Raw genomic sequence first — 16328 nt, forward strand, 5'->3', positions numbered from 1 at the left:
GCCCCTACGTTATCGCCTGTCCGAGCTGCTTCTCGCTGTCACCCTGCTGGGTCTCCCCGCGCGACGCCGCCAGCAGCCTGCGCAGCGACTCCAGCCGCTCCGGCGCGGCGGGGGAGGCCTCCGGCCGGTGCACCCAGGCGTCCAGGGCGCAGCCGGGGGAGTCCTCGGTGTGCCGGCAGCCCCGCGGGCAGTGGGCGGTGGCGGGCACGAGGTCCGTGAAGGCGTCGAGCAGGTTCTCCTCGGACACGTGCGCGAGTCCCAGGGAGCGGATGCCGGGGGTGTCCACGACCCACGTGCCCGGGCTGGTCCCCGGGACCGTGAGGGCCCGGGCGGAGGAGGACGTGTGCCGGCCGCGCCCCGTGACGTCGTTGACGCCGCCCGTGGCCCGCTCGGCTCCGGTGAGGGCGTTGACCAGCGTGGACTTACCCACGCCGGAGGGGCCCAGGAACACGCTGACGTGCCCGTCCAGCAATTCCCGCAGCCGGGCGAGGGAGTCCTCAGAGACGGCCAGGGACTCCTCGTGCAGCCCGGCCTCCGGTCGCTGGCCCCGGTCCGTGGCGCGCTGGGTGGTCACGGTGAGGACGTCGAGGTCGTGCAGGTAGTCGAGGAACTCCGTGGGGTCCGCGAGGTCGGACTTGGTCATGCACACCACGGGGGTGATGTCCGCGTCCCACGCGGCCGCGAGGCCCCGGTCCACGAATCCCGTGCGGGGAGTGGGGGAGGCGGCGGCGAGCACCAGGACCAGACGGTCGGCGTTCGCCACGATCACCCGCTCCACGGGGTCGGTGTCGTCCGCGCTGCGGCGCAGCACCGTGGCGCGTGGTTCGATCCGCACGATCCGGGCGAGCGTGTCGGGCGCGCCGGAGACGTCCCCGACGACTCCCACCAGGTCACCGGGCACGATGGGGCGGCGGCGCAGCTCCTTGGCGCGCACGCACAGCACCGTGACGGGATCGGGGCCGTCCTCGTCCACCACGCACGTGTACCGGCCACGGTCCACGGCCACCACGCGGGCCACCACGGCGTCTTCGTGGGACGGGCGCTGCTTGGTGCGGGGTCGGGAGCCACGCTTATTTGCGCGCACCCGCACGTCCGACTCGTCCCACGTCCTGCGTGCCACCGCTCAGGCCCCCGTGCCCAGCAGAGCGGCCCACAGCTGTGGGAACTCCGGCAGCGTCTTGGCGGTCGTGGCGATGTTCTCGACCAGGATCCCCGGGACGCGGAGTCCCAGGATGGCGCCGGCGGTGGCCATCCGGTGGTCGTGGTACGTGTGGAACTCGCCGCCGTGCAGGGGCGCGGGGGTGATCTGCAGGCCGTCCTCGGTCTCGCGGACGCGGCCTCCCAGGGCGTTGAGCTCGGTGCTCAGCGCGGCGAGCCGGTCGGTCTCGTGCCCGCGCAGGTGGGCGATGCCCCGAAGCCGGGACGGCCCCGAGGCCAGAGCGCACAGTGCGGCCACGGTGGGGGCCAGTTCACCGGCCTCGGAGAGGTCCAGGTCCACGCCCTGCAGCTCGTCCGGGCCCGTCACGGTGAAGACTCCGTCCCGCACGGCCACGTGCGCCCCGAAGCTGGGGAGGATGTGGCGCCAGTGGTCGCCACCCTGCGTGGTGCGCGCGGGCCAGTCCGGAATGCTCACGGTGCCGCCGGTGACCACGGCCGCGGCGAGGAAGGGCCCGGCATTGGAGAGGTCCGGCTCCACGGTCACGTCCAGGCCGGCCACGGGCCCGGGCTCGACGCGCCACTCCCGCTCGCCCACGCGCTCGGCGCTTACACCGGCGTCGCGCAGCACCTGCAGCGTCATCTCGACGTGCGGCAGGGACGGCACCCCGCCGGGGGCGTCGTGGCGCAGCACGAGGGGGGAGTCGAAGCGCACCGCGGCCAGCAGCAGTGCGGAGACGAACTGCGAGGACCCGCTCGCGTCGATCCTCACGGTCCCACCGGGCACCGTTCCGGTGCCGACGACGCTCAGCGGCAGGGTGCCCCGGCCGTCGTCCTCCACCCGGACCCCGAGCTGCCGCAGCCCCTCGACCACGGGAGCCATGGGACGCACCCGGGCGGCGTCGTCGCCGTCCAGGACGACCGTGCCCGAGCACAGCGCGGCCACGGGGGGCACGAAGCGCATGACCGTGCCGGCGAGTCCGCAGTCCACGGCCACGGGCTCGTGCAGCGCAGCGCCCGGGGACACGGGGTCGATCCGCAGGTCCGGGCCGAACGGGCCCGGATCCGGAAGTGCAGTGACCGTGGCGCCCAGCTGCTCGAGCGCGGCGGCCATGAGAGCGCTGTCCCGTGAGTGCAACGGCTTGCGCACCACCGAGGGCCCGCTCGCCAGCGCGGCGAGCACGAGGTACCTGTTGGTCAGGGACTTGGACCCCGGCACCGCCACCGTGCCGCTCACGGGCGAGCCGTGGGCGGAGGGGGCGGGCCAGTGGGCAGAGTCCCGGGGGTGCGTCAAGCCGTTGCGCGTCACGTGGTGCGGCGGACTAGAAGGAGACGGCGTTCTGCACGGCCTTCTCGGCCTCGTTCAGCTTCTTCTTGGTGTCCTTGCTGACCTTGACCGCGTTCTTGCGGACGTCGTCCGCGAGGTGGCTCGCGCGCCACGCCAGGGACGGGTTGCCGGAGGTGTCCACGGCGGCGATCATCACGCCGCCCAGCAGCGACACGTTCTTCAGCAGGCCCGAGCGGCGGGCCGCCTTGCCCTCGGTGGTGCTCGCGTCAGCGGAGCGGTACTGGGCGTAGCCGTTGAGGGCGGTGGTGCCCAGCAGCACGGTGGAGGACAGCCGGGGCAGCTTGCTCACGGCCAGCAGGGATCCGGCAGCCACCTGGGCGGCCGCGAGGCCCTGCGCCACCACGGCGCGGTTGGCGGTCACGGGGCGCAGCTGCGGTGCGGCGCTCTCCACGGCCTTCAGCACGGGATCCAGCTGCCGGGCCGTGGTGGACGAGTTGCGGAACGCGTCCACCCCTCCGGCGATGAAGCCGGTGGCGAGCAGCGGGCGGGCGAGACGACGAACAATGCTCATGGTTCTCCTCCTTAGGGTCCCGGCATCTCCGGGAAGGCACGACAGCCATCCTATCGGCCCGCGGCCGGGGCTCCCCCGGGAATACCCGCGCGAGCAGCGTGTGTTGTCCCGGATGAACGGAAGCACCACACGTGTGGTGAGGCAGAAGGCGTGCGGGAGGGCAGGTGACGGTCCGGAGATGACGGCCCCCGCCTTAGACTTGGGCGTGATGAACGATCAGCGAACTCACGAATCCCACGCCGTGGAGCACCCCGAAGAGGTGCCGGCCGGCGAGGAGTCCACCCAGCAGCGGCGCGAGCGCTTCGAGCGTGACGCCATGCAGTACGTGGACCAGCTCTACGCGGCTGCGCTGCGCATGGCCCGCAACCCCTCCGACGCCGAGGACCTCGTGCAGGAGGCCTACACCAAGGCGTTCTCCGCGTTCCACCAGTACAAGCCCGGAACCAACCTCAAGGCCTGGCTGTACCGGATCCTCACCAACACGTACATCAACCTCTACCGCAAGCGGCAGCGTGAACCGCGCCAGGCGAACACGGACACCGTGGAGGACTGGCAGCTGCACCGGGCCGAGTCCCACACCTCCACGGGGCTGCGCTCCGCGGAGGTCGAGGCACTGGACCACCTCCCGGACTCGGACGTCAAGCGGGCGCTGCAGGAGCTGCCCGAGGAGTTCCGCCTGGCGGTCTACTTCTCGGACGTGGAGGGATTCGCGTACAAGGAGATCTCCGAGATCATGGACACGCCCATCGGCACCGTGATGTCACGGCTGCACCGCGGCCGCAAGCTCCTGCGCGAGAAGCTGGGCGACTACGCCCAGGAACGAGGATTCGACACGTCCAAGGCCGGCAGGCCGGCCAAGGGCGGGGCACCGGCGAAGGATCGAGGCTGACACATGACGCAGAACCCCTGCAGCGGAGGCTGCACCGACGAACGCATCCAGCGCATCTATGAGTACCTTGACGGCGCGCTGACCACCGAGGACCTCGAGGAGATCCACGCCCACCTCACCGGGTGCTCCGAGTGCGAGCGCGAGTACAACCTGGAGTGCGTCATCCGCTCCGTGATGAAGCGCTCGTGCTGCGAGAGCGCCCCCGAGCAGCTCAAGCGCTCGATCCTGGAGCGCATCGACGCGCAGTGCGGCGAGCACCCCGCGGCCTGAGAACCCCGGACATGCAGAACGCCCGCAACCGTGATGGTTGCGGGCGTTCCGTGGTTCGTGCGCAGAACTTCAGGAGTTGGGCCGCTTGCCGCGGTTTGCCGAGTTCTTGCGACGATCCTTGCGCTTACGTCCACGCTTGCTCATGATGTACCTCCTGTGGTGATTGGCTGGAACATCGTCCGTCAGTATCTCACATCTGCGGTGGTCCCAGAGCCACCAAGTCGTCGCGACCGTCCCCGCGGGGAATGGGGTGCCTCCCGGAACGGGAGGGGGGCGAGTTCCGGGACGAGTGCCGTTCTCGGAACCGGCGTCAGCGGGGCTCGGGCAGCTGCAGCCAGTTGTACCAGCCGCGGTGCAGCACGAGCCACGCGATGAGGCCGTAGCCCGCCTGGCCGGGGTTGCCGTGGTTGGCGGCCAGGTCCTTGCGCCACTGCTCGTGGTGCTGCAGCGGGTTGAAGGTGTCCACGTACACGTGGTTGCGGCGCGTGGTGACGTCCCCGTACGCCGCGGAGAGGTCCGCGATCTTGCGGTTGCGCTGCGGGTCCAGCGTGGGCGGCGGGCCCACCACCAGCACCTTGACGTTGTTCTGGGTGGCCTGGTCCACGATGTTCGCCATGTTCAGCCGGGAACGCGCTGAGGTGATGCCCAGGTCGATGTCGAGGGCGGACGGCGCGATGACCAGGCGGTTGTCGCACGCGGGATCGAAGCGGCGGACCGCCTCGTCGAACCAGCGCTCGTTGAGGGTCTCGCTGCCCTCTCCCGGCGCGGCGAGGTTGTAGGCGTCCACGGGGACCACGTCACGGGGGGTGCGGGCCAGGACGCGACCGAACCAGCCCAGGGCGCGGGGGTCGTCCACTCCGGCCAGCAGTTCGTCGCCCACGGCCACAATGCGGATCCTGCGTTGGTCCACTCTTCTCGACATCCTTCGGGTTGTTGCGTGGCCCGGGGGCCGTCAGGTGATGGCCCCCGGGCAGGTCGGGTCCGGCGTGCGGGGCCGGCGGGTGCGCTCACCGTGGGGGGACGGTGGGACGCACCCGGTGCGGGATCACTCCCCGCGGTCGAACGCCTGCTGCATCAGGGTCTCCAGCTCCGCGGCGTGGCGCTTGGCTGAGCCGTTGGCGGGGGAGGCGGAGGCCGGGCGCGACGCCAGGGTCACCGCTCGGTCCAGCTGCGGCACCAGGTTGACGGCCATGAACGGCCACGCACCCTGGTTGGCGGGCTCGTCCTGGGCCCAGATCACACGGGCCTGCGGGTAGCGCGCCAGCTGCTCCTTGATCTCGTCCGCGGGCAGCGGGTACAGCTGCTCCACGCGCACGATCGCGGTGGAGTGGTCGTCGGACTTCTTCCGCTGCGCCTCGAGGTCGTAGTACAGCCGACCGGACACCAGGATCACGTCCGTGACCTTGGAGTCGTCCAGGTTCGCGACGTCCGGGATCACCGGCTGGAACGTGCCCTGCGTGAAGTCCTCCACGGGGGAGGCCGCGGCCTTCAGGCGCAGCAGCTGCTTGGGCGTGGCCACGATCAGGGGCCGGCGCGGACGCGAGTACGCCTGGCGGCGCAGCATGTGGAAGTGGTTGGCCGGGGTGGAGGGCTGGGCCACGATCATGTTCTTCTCGGCGCACAGCGTCAGGAAACGCTCGATGCGTGCGGAGGAGTGGTCCGGGCCCTGGCCCTCGAAGCCGTGGGGGAGCAGCAGCACCAGGTTGGAGCGCTGACCCCACTTCTGCTCCGCGGAGGAGATGAACTCGTCCACGATGGTCTGTGCGCCGTTGGTGAAGTCACCGAACTGCGCCTCCCACACGGTCAGCGCCTCGGGACGCTCCACGGAGTAGCCGTACTCGAAGCCCAGCACGCCGTACTCGGAGAGCAGGGAGTTGTAGATCGAGAAGTGGGCCTGGTCCGCGGACAGGCTGTTCAGCGGCGTCCACTCCGCACCGTTCTCGGCGTCGAAGAACACCGCCTGGCGCTGGGTGAACGTGCCGCGGCGCACGTCCTGCCCGGACATCCGCACGGGCACACCGTCCATGAGGAGGGAGCCGAAGGCCATGAGCTCGCCCATGCCCCAGTCGATCCCGCCCTCGCGGGTCATGTCCCGGCGCTTCTCCGCGAGCTTCTTGAGCTTGCGGTGCATGGTGAAGCCCTCGGGCATCTCCACGTAGGAGTCGCCGATGCGCTGCGCTGTCTCCGGGGAGATCGCGGTGGTCTTGGGCACGGAGACTCCCGAGTCCGCCTGCTGCGCGGAAGGACGCTCGATGTTGGCGATGGCCGCGGCGTCCCCGGTGACCAGCGGGACCGTGGAGTTCTGGGCCTCGTGGGTCTCCGCGAACACCCGCTCCAGGCGCTCCTGGTAGTCCTTCAGTGCCCGGTCCGCCTCTTCCTGGGTGATGTCCCCGCGGCCCACGAGGTTCTCGGTGTAGACCTTGCGCGTGGAGCGCTTGCCGTCGATCAGGGAGTACATCAGCGGCTGGGTCATCGAGGGGTCGTCTCCCTCGTTGTGGCCCCGGCGGCGGTAGCACACGAGGTCGATCACGACGTCGTGGTGGAAGCGCTGGCGGTACTCGAACGCGAGCTGCGCCACGCGGGCCACGGCCTCGGGGTCGTCCGCGTTGACGTGGAAGATGGGTGCCTGCACGGTGCGGGCCACGTCCGTGGAGTACGTGGAGGTGCGTCCGGCGGAGGGAGCGGTGGTGAAGCCCACCTGGTTGTTGACCACCACGTGGATGGTCCCGCCCACGTTGTAGCCCTCCAGCCCGGACATCTGCATGACCTCGTACACGATGCCCTGACCGGCCATGGCGGCGTCGCCGTGGACCTGGATGGGCAGCACGGGGAACTCGCCGTTGCCCTCGGGGCCTGCACCGAGCACGTCCGTCTTGGCGCGGGCGATGCCCTCGATGACGGGGTCCGCGGCCTCCAGGTGGGAGGGGTTCGCGGCCAGGTACACCTGGGTCTCGTTGCCGTTGTCGGAGGTGAACACGCCCTCGGTGCCCAGGTGGTACTTCACGTCGCCGGAGCCCTCGGAGGCGCGCGGGTCCTGGCTGCCCTCGAACTCGCGGAACACCTGGGCGTAGGACTTGCCCGCGATGTTGGTGAGCACGTTGAGCCGGCCACGGTGGGCCATGGCGATGCCCACGCCGGCCAGCGAGGCGTCCGCGGCCTCGGACATGATCGCGTCCAGCAGCGGGATCAGGGACTCGCCGCCCTCCAGGGAGAAGCGCTTCTGTCCCACGTACTTGGTCTGCAGGAAGGTCTCGAAGGCCTCCGCCGCGTTCAGCCGCTCCAGGATGTGGAACTGCTCCTCGCGGGACGGCTTCTGGTAGTCGCGCTCCAGCTTGGACTGGAACCACTCGCGCTGCTCCGGATCCTGGATGTGCATGTACTCCACGCCCACGGTGCGGCAGTACGCGTCCCGCAGCCGTCCGAGGATCACGCGCAGGGTGAGCAGGCTCTGGCCGCCGAAGCCGCCGGTGGGCCACTCCCGCTCGAGGTCCCACAGGGTCAGCCCGTAGGTGCGGATGTCCAGGTCCGGGTGCTTGCGCATCACGTACTCGAGCGGGTTGGTGTCCGCCATGAGGTGTCCGCGCACGCGGTAGGAGTGGATCAGCTGCTGGATCCGGGCGACCTTGTTGATCTGGATCTCGGGGTTGACCTGGTTGTCCACGGCCCAGCGCACGGGCTCGTAGGGGATCCGCAGTGCCTCGAAGATGTGGTCGTAGAAGTCGTCCCCGCCCAGCAGGTAGTGCTCCACGAGCTTCAGGAACTCGCCGGAGCCCGCACCCTGGATCACGCGGTGGTCGTAGGTGGACGTCAGTGTGATGACCTTGGAGACCGCGTTGTGGGCGATCGTGCGGGGGGACGCGCCCTTGTACTCGGCGGGGTAGTCCAGGGCACCGACGCCGATGATGCAGGCCTGTCCCTTGGACAGCCGCGGCACGGAGTGCACGGTGCCGATCCCGCCCGGGTTGGTCAGGGAGACCGTGGTGCCGGAGTAGTCCTCCACGGTCAGGGCGCCGTTGCGGCCGCGCTTGACGATGTCCTCGTAGGAGGTCCAGAACTCCTGGAAGGACATGGTCTCGGCGGCCTTGATGCTGGGCACCACCAGGTTGCGCGAGCCGTCCTTGTTGGGGATGTCGATCGCGATGCCGAAGTTCACGTGGGCGGGGTGGATGGCCGCGGGCTTGCCGTCCGACTCGTCGTAGATGACGTTCATGGACGGGAAGTTGGCCAGCGCCCGGATGACGGCGTAGCCCACCAGGTGGGTGAAGGAGACCTTGCCACCCCGGTTGCGGGAGAGGTGGGAGTTGATGACCAGGCGGTTGTCGATCAGCAGCTTGGCCGGCACGGCGCGCACCGTGGTGGCCGTGGGGACGCTCAACGAGGCCTCCATGTTGGCGGCCACGGCCTTGGCGGGACCGCGCAGCTTGACCACGGTGTCCTCCGCGGGCTTCTCCTTGGCCGGGCCGTCCTCCTTGCGGTCCTCAGGCTGCGCCCGGATGGGTCGCTTGGAGGCTGCGCCCTCGCTGCTGTCCGCTTCGGTGTCCACGCCCTCGGGCCGTCCTTTCGCCTTGGCGCCGGTCGCGGCGGGTGCCGGGGACTGCGCACGTTCTGTGGTCTGGGGAGTCTGCTTCCGGGCGGCCGGCTCCGACGTGCGGGCCGGGGAGGCCTCGGGCTTCTTCGCGGCGGGAGCCGACGCGGCGGTGGTCGCGGAGGCCTTACCGGCGGGAGCGGAGTTCGTGCCACCGGGGGCGGAGGCCTTGTCCTCGTCCGCCATCTGCTCGAAGATGGGCCACCACTTCTTGTCCACGGAGTTCTTGTCCGCCTGGTACTTCTCGAAGAGCTCGTCCACAAGCCATTCGTTGCCGGCAAATTCTTCGGGGATAAGGTGGTGCGGCTGGTCTGGCACGAGTGATACGCCTCTTCCATCTGTGCTGGGTGTCCCGGGTGGCGAGCTGGTCCTCGCGGCCCCTGTGCGGCTCCCACGGAGTTTACCGGCCGTGGGCGCCCTCGACGGGCTTCGCGCATGCAAAGCCGGATCCGGTTTTTCAGTCTAGTGAGGCGGCAGGACGCGTGCCACCCGTCGCACGGGCCCCTCGCCGTGCTCCGCGCACGGTGTTCCGGAGCCGACGACGCCCGCGTGCGGGGCCACGACGACGCCGGCTGCGGGGAACGGCACCCAGGCCGACGCCGCCCGCCCGGGGCGACCGAGCGGCGTCGGGCCCGGAGCGTGACGGTGGACAGTAGACTGTGCGTCTGTGCGCTTCCTCACGAATCCCACCACGGACCTGACCTACAACGACGTCTTCCTGGTGCCCTCCATGTCCAGGGTCACGTCCCGCTTCGACGCGGACCTGTCCCCGCAGGACGGCACGGGCTCCACGATCCCGATCGTGGCCGCGAACATGACGGCGGTGACCGGACGCCGGATGACCGAGACCATGGCCCGTCGGGGCGGGCTCGGCATCCTGCCGCAGGACATCCCGCTGGACGTGATCGCGGAGGTCACGTCCTGGGTCAAGGACCGTTCCCCGCGCTGGGACACCCCTGTGGTGCTGCGGCGCACGGACACGGTCCACGACGCGCTCGGGATCATCCACAAGCGCCCGCACGGACTGGTGGTCGTGGTGGACGAGCAGCGCCGGTACCTGGGCCTCGTGCTGGAGTCCGACTGCCGGGACGTGGACCGCTTCACCCAGCTGGGCGATCTGGCCCGCAGCGACGGCCCGCAGTTCCAGGAGGCCGATTTTCCGGCGGAGGCAGACCCCGCGGCGCTGCGTGCGCTCTACGAGCGCCTCGCCGACGCGCGGGTGAGCGCCGCTTCGGTGCTGCGGGGCACGGAGGTCGCCGGGATCATCACACGCCAGGGTCTCGTGCGCTCCACCATCTACACCCCCTCGGTGGACGCGCGGGGCCGGCTGCGCGTGGGTGCCGCCGTGGGCATCAACGGTGACGTGGGGGCCAAGGCCGCCCGGCTGCTCGAGGCCGGGGTGGACGTCCTCGTGGTGGACACCGCTCACGGTCACCAGCTCAAGGCCATGGAGGCCGTGGCCGCCGTGCGCGCCCTGGATCCGCAGGTGCCGGTGGTGGCCGGCAACGTGGTCACCGCCGACGGCGTGCGCGACCTCGTCTCGGCCGGCGCGGACATCGTCAAGGTCGGCGTGGGCCCCGGGGCCATGTGCACCACCCGCATGATGACGGCGGTGGGGCGTCCCCAGTTCTCAGCGGTTGTGGAGTGCGCGGAGGCCGCGCAGGACCTCGGGGTGCACATCTGGGCGGACGGCGGGGTCAAGCACCCGCGCGACGTCGCCCTCGCCCTGGCCGCGGGGGCGAGCCAGGTCATGGTGGGCTCGTGGTTCGCGGGTACCCACGAGGGGCCGGGGGAGATCACCGTGGACGCGGACGGCCGTGCCTACAAGGAGTCCTTCGGGATGGCCTCGGCCCGTGCCGTGAAGCACCGCACCCTGGGAGAGGACCGGTTCTCCCGGGCCCGCAAGGCGCTGTTCGAGGAGGGGATCTCCAACTCCACCATGTACCTGGACCCCCAGCGCCCCGGGGTGGAGGACCTGCTGGACCACATCACCTCCGGGGTGCGCAGCTCCATGACCTACGCCGGGGCCACCACGCTGCGGCAGTTCACGTCCCGCGCCGTGGTGGGCATCCAGTCCCAGTCGGGCTACGACGAGGGCAGGCCCCGCTCCGAGTCCTGGTCCTGATCTGCCCGTTCTCATCACGCCGCTACATGAGAATGGTTCATGATATGCTCGCGCTCTGATTTGATGACATCCGTTCTCATCGGCACCCGGGGAGGTGCGGGGGACGCCGAGCAGGGAGATGATGCGCGTGAGCGACCGCACCAACCGCCACGGGGCCAGGGCCGCCGCAGTCCTGGGGCTGCTGGGAGCCCTGGCACTCACGGGCTGCTCGGGCGGTTCGGCGCAGGAGGGTGCATCCGGGGCGGAGGACTCCGGGAAGATCCGGGTCACCACCTCCACCAACGTCTACTCGGACCTCGCCGCCCAGGTGGGTGGCGACAAGGTGGAGGCCACGCCGGTGATCGACTCCGCCGCCCAGGATCCGCACTCCTACGAGGCCACGCCGCAGGACCGGCTGGCCGTGGAGAAAGCCGACCTCCTGGTGCGCAACGGTGGCGGGTACGACCAGTTCATGACCGACCTGGCACCGGAGGGCGCGCGCGTGGTGGACGCCGTGGACGTCTCGGGTCTGCAGTCCGAGCAGGACCGTGAAGCCGCCCAGGAGCACGATCACGACCACGGCTCGGGGGAGCACCACCACCACGGCGGCTTCAACGAGCACGTGTGGTACGACCTGGAGACCATGACCAAGGTGGTCACGCAGATCGCCGGCCAGCTCGGGAAGGTGGATCCCGCCAACGCGAGCTACTACACGGACAACGCCGCACGGGTCGGGCAGGAGCTGACCGCCCTGGACGAGCGTCTCGGGGGCCTCGGAGCGAGCGGTGGCTACGTGGCCACGGAACCGGTGCCCGGCTACCTCCTGGAGGACGCGGGCCTGCACGACGACACCCCCGCGGAGTTCGCCGAGGCCATCGACGCCGAGACGGACGCACCGCCGGCCGCCCTCAACGACACGCTGAAACTGGTGGCGGACGAGCACATCGCGCTGCTCGCGTTCAACCAGCAGACCTCCACGGGGCAGACCGAACGGCTGCGCACCACCGCCCAGGAGGCGGGCACACCCGTGGTGGAGTTCACCGAGACCGTGCCGGATGACAGGACCTACCAGCAGTGGATGGGCGAGAACGTGGACCACGTGGCCGAAGCCGTGAAGAAGTAGCCCGTGGCATCCGAGAGAACACGTGACGAGGCGGCAGGGCACATCACGGCTGACGCGGGGCACAGCGTCCCCGTTTCCGCGAGCGCGACGCCGGGCGCCCCTGACGACCGGCCGGAGACGCAACACGACCCGGTGATCCGGCTGCGCGGGGCTGAGCTCTCCTTCGGGGAGCGCACCCTGTGGTCCGGCCTGGACCTGGACGTGCACCCCGGGGAGTACCTGGCCGTGCTGGGCTCCAACGGCACGGGCAAGACGAGCCTGCTCAAGGTGCTCCTGGGGCTGCTGCCGCTCACGGCCGGGACGGTGAGCGTCAACGGCGTGCGCCCGCGGGCGGCGGCCTCCCGCGTGGGATACGTCCCCCAGCAGCGCGGCTTCCCGGAGCGCACCCCGCTGCGGGCCCGCGACCTCGTGGCCCAGGGCGTGGACGGACACCGGTGGGGGATGCGTCTGCGCTCGCGGCGGGTGCACCGCAGGGTGGACGAGCTGCTCGAGCGGGTGGGCGCCACGGACTATGCGCAAGCCCCCGTGGGGCTGCTCTCCGGGGGCGAGCAGCAGCGGTTGCGGATTGCCCAGGCGCTCGCGGCGGAGCCCACGGTCATGCTGTGCGACGAGGCGCTGCTCTCCCTGGACCTGCGCCACCAGCACGTGGTCAGCGAGCTGGTGCACGAGCAGCGTGAGCGCACCGGCTGCGCCGTGGTGTTCGTGACCCACGACGTGAACCCGATCATCGAGCACGTGGACCGGATCCTGTACCTGGCCAACGGCTCCTTCCGGATCGGCACCCCGGACGAGGTGCTGCGCTCGGACGTGCTCACCGAGCTCTACGGCAGTCCCATCGAGGTGCTGCGCTTCAACGGCCGGATCCTGGTGGCCGGCAGCCCGGACAGTGCCCACCACACCGACTCCCCGGAGGAGATCGTCCCGTGATCACGGAAGCCATCGACTGGAACTCCTTCCTGAGCTCCGTGTTCGTCTTCGAGGACTACGCCGAGCTGCTGTCCCTGCTGCGCAACTCGGTGTGGGCCGGGGCGGTGCTGGGGCTCGTGGGCGGTCTCGTGGGCACGTTCGTGATGATGCGGGACCTCGCGTTCGCCGTGCACGGCATCGCGGAGCTGTCCTTCGCCGGGGCCGCCGCCGCGCTGCTGATCGGGGCGGACGTGATCACGGGTTCGCTCGTGGGCTCGATCCTCGCCGCCCTGATCATGGGGTTCGCGGGGCTGCGCGCACGAGAGGGCAACTCGTTCGTGGGGGTCCTGATGCCCTTCGGGCTGGGGCTGGGCATCCTGTTCCTGTCCCTCTACGAGGGCCGCTCCTCCAACAAGTTCTCGCTGCTGACCGGTCAGATCGTGTCGGTCTCCTCGGTGCAGCTGACCTCCATGGTGCTGCTCTCGGCGCTGGTGGTGGTCACGCTCGTGGGTGTCTGGCGGCCCCTCACGTTCGCGAGCACGGACCCCCTGGTGGCCCAGGCCAAGGGCCTGCCGGTGCGGGGGCTGTCCATCGCGTTCATGGTGCTGCTGGGGATCACCGTGGCCCTGTCCGTGCAGATCGTGGGTTCGCTGCTCGTGCTCGCCCTGCTCATCACCCCGGCGGCCGCGGCCATGAACCTCACCGTGAGTCCCGTGCGCACGGTGGTGCTCTCGGTGGTCTTCGCGGAACTGGCCATGGTGGGCGGGATCCTGCTCGCGCTGGGCGGGAACATCCCCATCAGCCCGTACGTGACCACCATCTCGTTCGTGCTGTGGCTCGTCTCGCGCCTGGTGCGCGCCGTGCGCGAGCGCTCGTCCTCCCACCGCCGGACGACGACGCCGCGCGGCCCGGTGGGCGCGGGGGCGCCGGTTTCCACGGCCACACCGGTCGCGGCGGGCACGGCAGGCGCACTCGGGCAGGGCTCACCCGGGGCGGGCACCGGTGCAGGGACGGGCCCGGCTCAGAACAGGATCTGAACGGCCGCGGGGAGTACCCGCAGGCTCACGGGCAGGGGGCCGAGCCGCTCGCCGTCGCCGAAAGCCATGTCCCCGTCCGGGGAGAGCCCGGTGGCGTGCGCGCTCACGGCCACCCTCGCCGAGACCGCCGGTTCCACCGCCACCTCGGGCAGGGTCACGTGGCTGCCAAGCCACAGCCGGGGCAGGGACACCACGAACTTGACGGGCCCCACGTCCGAGACCATGAACAGCTCCGCGGTGCTGTCCCCAGCGTCTGCGGCGGGCACGATCGTGAGGCCCCCGCCGATCGAGGACGTGTTCGCGAGCGTGAGCAGCGTGAGGTCCCGGGCGGCGGTGTGCTCGCTGCCGTCCGGGGAGCTCCAGCTCAGCTGGTAGGGGCGGGCCCGCATGCTCATGAGGTCCACGGCAAGGGCGACGACGTACTTGGCGGACGCGCGCACGCGCGACCAGCGGTTGGCGCGCGCGTTGATGCGGGCATCCAGGCCCAGGCACACGGCTGTGGCGCACACGTGACGGGTTCCGTCCGCACACTCCACCCGGAGCAGGTCCGTGCGGCGCGGCGCGGACTCCAGGCCACGGAGCACACGACCCGCGGCACGCTCCACGTCCTGGGAGGGCACACCGTGATGGCGTGCGAGGTCGTTGCCGGAGCCCGCCGGCACCAGTCCGAAGGGCAGGTCCACGCCCTGCCGGTTCAGCGTGTCCAGGCACTGCAGCACCAGGTGGACCATCCCGTCCCCGCCCACGGCCACGACGGCGGCAACGGCCTGGCTCTCCAGGCGCAGGGTGTCCGTGAGCAGCTCGGAGAGCCCTCTGGCCGTGGCCGATGCCAGGGGACGCGGTCGGTAGCCGCCCGCCCGGAGGATCCCGGCGGCGCGCTCGCAGGCATCGCGGGACGCGGGGGAGGAGCCGTTGTGGACCAGCAGGATGTCGCGTGGGCCGGTGGTCACCGCGTGGGCTCCGACGATCCTCGACCGGGGCGGGAGGTGCCCGGAGCACTGGACGGGCGCTGCGCGTCGTCCGGGGAACCGGCACCGGGCAGCGTACCGCCGTGGTCCTCGCTGCCGGAGGTGTCCTCGGCGGCGAGACGGGCGGCGCACTGCTCGCAGATCCCGGAGATCTCCACGGTGTGGTCCACGTCCGTGTAGCCGTGGCGCCGCGCCGTGCTCTCGGCCCAGGCCTCGATGTCCGGTGCCTCGAGCTCCACCGTGGCCCCGCACGAGCGGCACACCAGGTGGTGGTGGTGGTGCTGGGCCTCGCAGCGGCGGTAGATGGCCTCACCCTCCGCGGTGCGCAGCACGTCCACCTGGCCGAGCTCCGCCATGGACTGCAGGATCCGGTAGGTGGTGGCCAGGGACACGGACTCGCCCTGGTCCTGGAGCCGCCGGTGCAGGTCCTGCGTGGAGATGAAGTCCTCCAGCCGGTGCAGTTCGGCGGTCACCGCACGGCGCTGCTTGGTGTTGCGAACCTCCGCGGGTTCGGTGGTCTTGGTGCTCAACCCTGGCGTCCTTTCCGCGAGCGGTCGTCCGGGTCATCTTAACGCGCGGCGCGGACATGCGCGGCGAGGCGGTCCTCGTGCGGGTGGTCCTCGGTCCTCGACCACGGGGCCAGCCGGGGGATCGGCCACCTGTACGGGTCAGGTGCGACGGGCCACCCGTGGGCCGCGGAGACCTCCACGCAGCGGCGGCGGGCCGCTAGGGTGGCACCATGCTGCTGACCAAGTTCTCCCACTCGTGCGTGCGGCTCGAGAAGGACGGCGCGGTGCTGGTGATCGACCCCGGAACGTTCTCGGAGGTCGAGGAGGCGCTCGACGGCGCGGACACCGTGCTCGTCACGCACGTGCACCCGGACCACTGCGACGTCCCCCGCGTGGCGGCCGTGCTGGAGTCGGCACCCGGTATGTCGCTACACGCCCCGGCCGCCGTCATCGAGGAACTCGCCCAGCACGTCACGGACGCCTCGCGCCTGCACGCCGTCACCGCGGACACCGCGTTCGAGGCCGGCCCGTTCTCGGTGACCACCCACGGCGGCCAGCACGCGCTGATCCACCCCCTGATCCCCACCGTGGACAACGTGGGGTACGTGGTGGACGACGCCGTGCTCCACCCCGGCGACTCGTTCACGGTTCCGCGCGGGGTCGCGGTTCCCACCGTCCTGGTGCCCCTGCACGCGCCGTGGTCGAAGATGTCCGAGGTCATCGACTTCGTGATCGCCACCCGGGCCAGCACCGCGTTCCAGATCCACGACGCCCTGCTGTCGGAGAACGGCTTCGGCGTGGTCGAGACGCAGGTCGCCCACTTCGCCGGACTCTACGGAACCAGCTACCGCCACCTGTCCCCGCGCGAGAGCGTGGAGATCACCACCAGCTGACCCGGCCGGCGGACCGCCGGCCACCCACCG

The 16328-nt window shown here is 70.9% G+C and carries 13 protein-coding genes and 1 pseudogene; 7 read left to right on the plus strand and 7 right to left on the minus strand.

Annotation, left to right across the window (positions count from 1 at the left end; genetic code table 11):
* Positions 1-4: 4 nt before the first annotated feature.
* Genes rsgA through QL985_RS00695 form a run of 3 tightly spaced genes read right to left on the minus strand, consistent with a single transcriptional unit; the run spans position 5 to position 3014 of the window.
* Positions 5-1120, minus strand: a complete 1116-nt coding sequence (gene rsgA / locus QL985_RS00685; RefSeq protein ID WP_019309389.1) for a ribosome small subunit-dependent GTPase A — start codon at positions 1118-1120, stop codon at positions 5-7.
* Positions 1121-1123: 3 nt separating this feature from the next.
* On the minus strand, positions 1124-2464 hold the full coding sequence (gene aroA / locus QL985_RS00690; RefSeq protein WP_121240994.1) for a 3-phosphoshikimate 1-carboxyvinyltransferase: 1341 nt from the start codon (positions 2462-2464) through the stop codon (positions 1124-1126).
* A gap of 13 nt (positions 2465-2477) precedes the next feature.
* Positions 2478-3014: a DoxX family membrane protein gene (locus QL985_RS00695; RefSeq protein ID WP_121240992.1), complete on the minus strand. Its 537-nt coding sequence runs from the start codon at positions 3012-3014 to the stop codon at positions 2478-2480.
* 208 nt (positions 3015-3222) lie between these two features.
* Between QL985_RS00695 and QL985_RS00700 the strand changes: the two genes are divergently transcribed.
* On the plus strand, positions 3223-3903 hold the full coding sequence (locus tag QL985_RS00700; RefSeq protein WP_019309386.1) for a sigma-70 family RNA polymerase sigma factor: 681 nt from the start codon (positions 3223-3225) through the stop codon (positions 3901-3903).
* A gap of 3 nt (positions 3904-3906) precedes the next feature.
* Positions 3907-4173: a mycothiol system anti-sigma-R factor gene (gene rsrA, locus QL985_RS00705; RefSeq protein WP_019309385.1), complete on the plus strand. Its 267-nt coding sequence runs from the start codon at positions 3907-3909 to the stop codon at positions 4171-4173.
* Between the two features lie 310 nt (positions 4174-4483).
* Here the strand turns inward: rsrA and QL985_RS00710 are convergent, their stop codons facing one another.
* Positions 4484-5083, minus strand: a complete 600-nt coding sequence (locus QL985_RS00710) for a GDSL-type esterase/lipase family protein (protein ID WP_019309384.1) — start codon at positions 5081-5083, stop codon at positions 4484-4486.
* 135 nt (positions 5084-5218) lie between these two features.
* On the minus strand, positions 5219-9076 hold the full coding sequence (locus QL985_RS00715) for a multifunctional oxoglutarate decarboxylase/oxoglutarate dehydrogenase thiamine pyrophosphate-binding subunit/dihydrolipoyllysine-residue succinyltransferase subunit (protein ID WP_259905287.1): 3858 nt from the start codon (positions 9074-9076) through the stop codon (positions 5219-5221).
* Positions 9077-9425: 349 nt separating this feature from the next.
* Between QL985_RS00715 and QL985_RS00720 the strand changes: the two genes are divergently transcribed.
* From QL985_RS00720 to QL985_RS00735, 4 genes are all read left to right on the plus strand, one after another.
* A complete protein-coding gene (locus tag QL985_RS00720; RefSeq protein WP_259905289.1) occupies positions 9426-10883 on the plus strand; it encodes a GuaB1 family IMP dehydrogenase-related protein in 1458 nt (485 codons plus the stop codon).
* A 121-nt stretch (positions 10884-11004) separates the two neighbouring features.
* On the plus strand, positions 11005-11985 hold the full coding sequence (locus tag QL985_RS00725; protein ID WP_259905298.1) for a zinc ABC transporter substrate-binding protein: 981 nt from the start codon (positions 11005-11007) through the stop codon (positions 11983-11985).
* Positions 11986-12120: 135 nt separating this feature from the next.
* A complete protein-coding gene (locus QL985_RS00730) occupies positions 12121-12912 on the plus strand; it encodes an ATP-binding cassette domain-containing protein (RefSeq protein WP_222707521.1) in 792 nt (263 codons plus the stop codon).
* 11 nt (positions 12913-12923) lie between these two features.
* The gene (locus QL985_RS00735) at positions 12924-13928 is read left to right on the plus strand and encodes a metal ABC transporter permease (RefSeq protein WP_223246101.1); all 1005 of its coding nucleotides are present in this window, start codon (positions 12924-12926) and stop codon (positions 13926-13928) included.
* Here QL985_RS00735 and QL985_RS00740 read toward each other — a convergent pair.
* The gene (locus QL985_RS00740) at positions 13913-14878 is read right to left on the minus strand and encodes a diacylglycerol kinase family protein (protein WP_259905291.1); all 966 of its coding nucleotides are present in this window, start codon (positions 14876-14878) and stop codon (positions 13913-13915) included. The two genes, QL985_RS00735 and QL985_RS00740, sit on opposite strands and share 16 nt — an antisense overlap.
* Positions 14879-15009: 131 nt before the next feature.
* Positions 15010-15426: pseudogene (locus QL985_RS00745) on the minus strand (Fur family transcriptional regulator); the annotation flags it as partial.
* A 209-nt stretch (positions 15427-15635) separates the two neighbouring features.
* On the opposite strand from QL985_RS00745, the gene QL985_RS00750 reads away from it, so the two are divergent.
* On the plus strand, positions 15636-16298 hold the full coding sequence (locus tag QL985_RS00750; RefSeq protein ID WP_259905292.1) for an MBL fold metallo-hydrolase: 663 nt from the start codon (positions 15636-15638) through the stop codon (positions 16296-16298).
* Positions 16299-16328: the final 30 nt, after the last annotated feature.

This window comes from Kocuria sp. APC 4018, assembly GCF_030407675.1.
Lineage (GTDB): Bacteria > Actinomycetota > Actinomycetes > Actinomycetales > Micrococcaceae > Kocuria > Kocuria rhizophila.

Bases quoted from the DNA above. Each gene is read 5' to 3' on its own strand.
- QL985_RS00695 (WP_121240992.1), bottom strand. From the start codon at position 3,014: ATGAGCATTGTTCGTCGTCTCGCCCGCCCGCTGCTCGCCACCGGCTTC.
- QL985_RS00700 (WP_019309386.1), top strand. From the start codon at position 3,223: ATGAACGATCAGCGAACTCACGAATCCCACGCCGTGGAGCACCCCGAA.
- rsrA (WP_019309385.1), top strand. From the start codon at position 3,907: ATGACGCAGAACCCCTGCAGCGGAGGCTGCACCGACGAACGCATCCAG.
- QL985_RS00725 (WP_259905298.1), top strand. From the start codon at position 11,005: ATGCGCGTGAGCGACCGCACCAACCGCCACGGGGCCAGGGCCGCCGCA.
- QL985_RS00750 (WP_259905292.1), top strand. From the start codon at position 15,636: ATGCTGCTGACCAAGTTCTCCCACTCGTGCGTGCGGCTCGAGAAGGAC.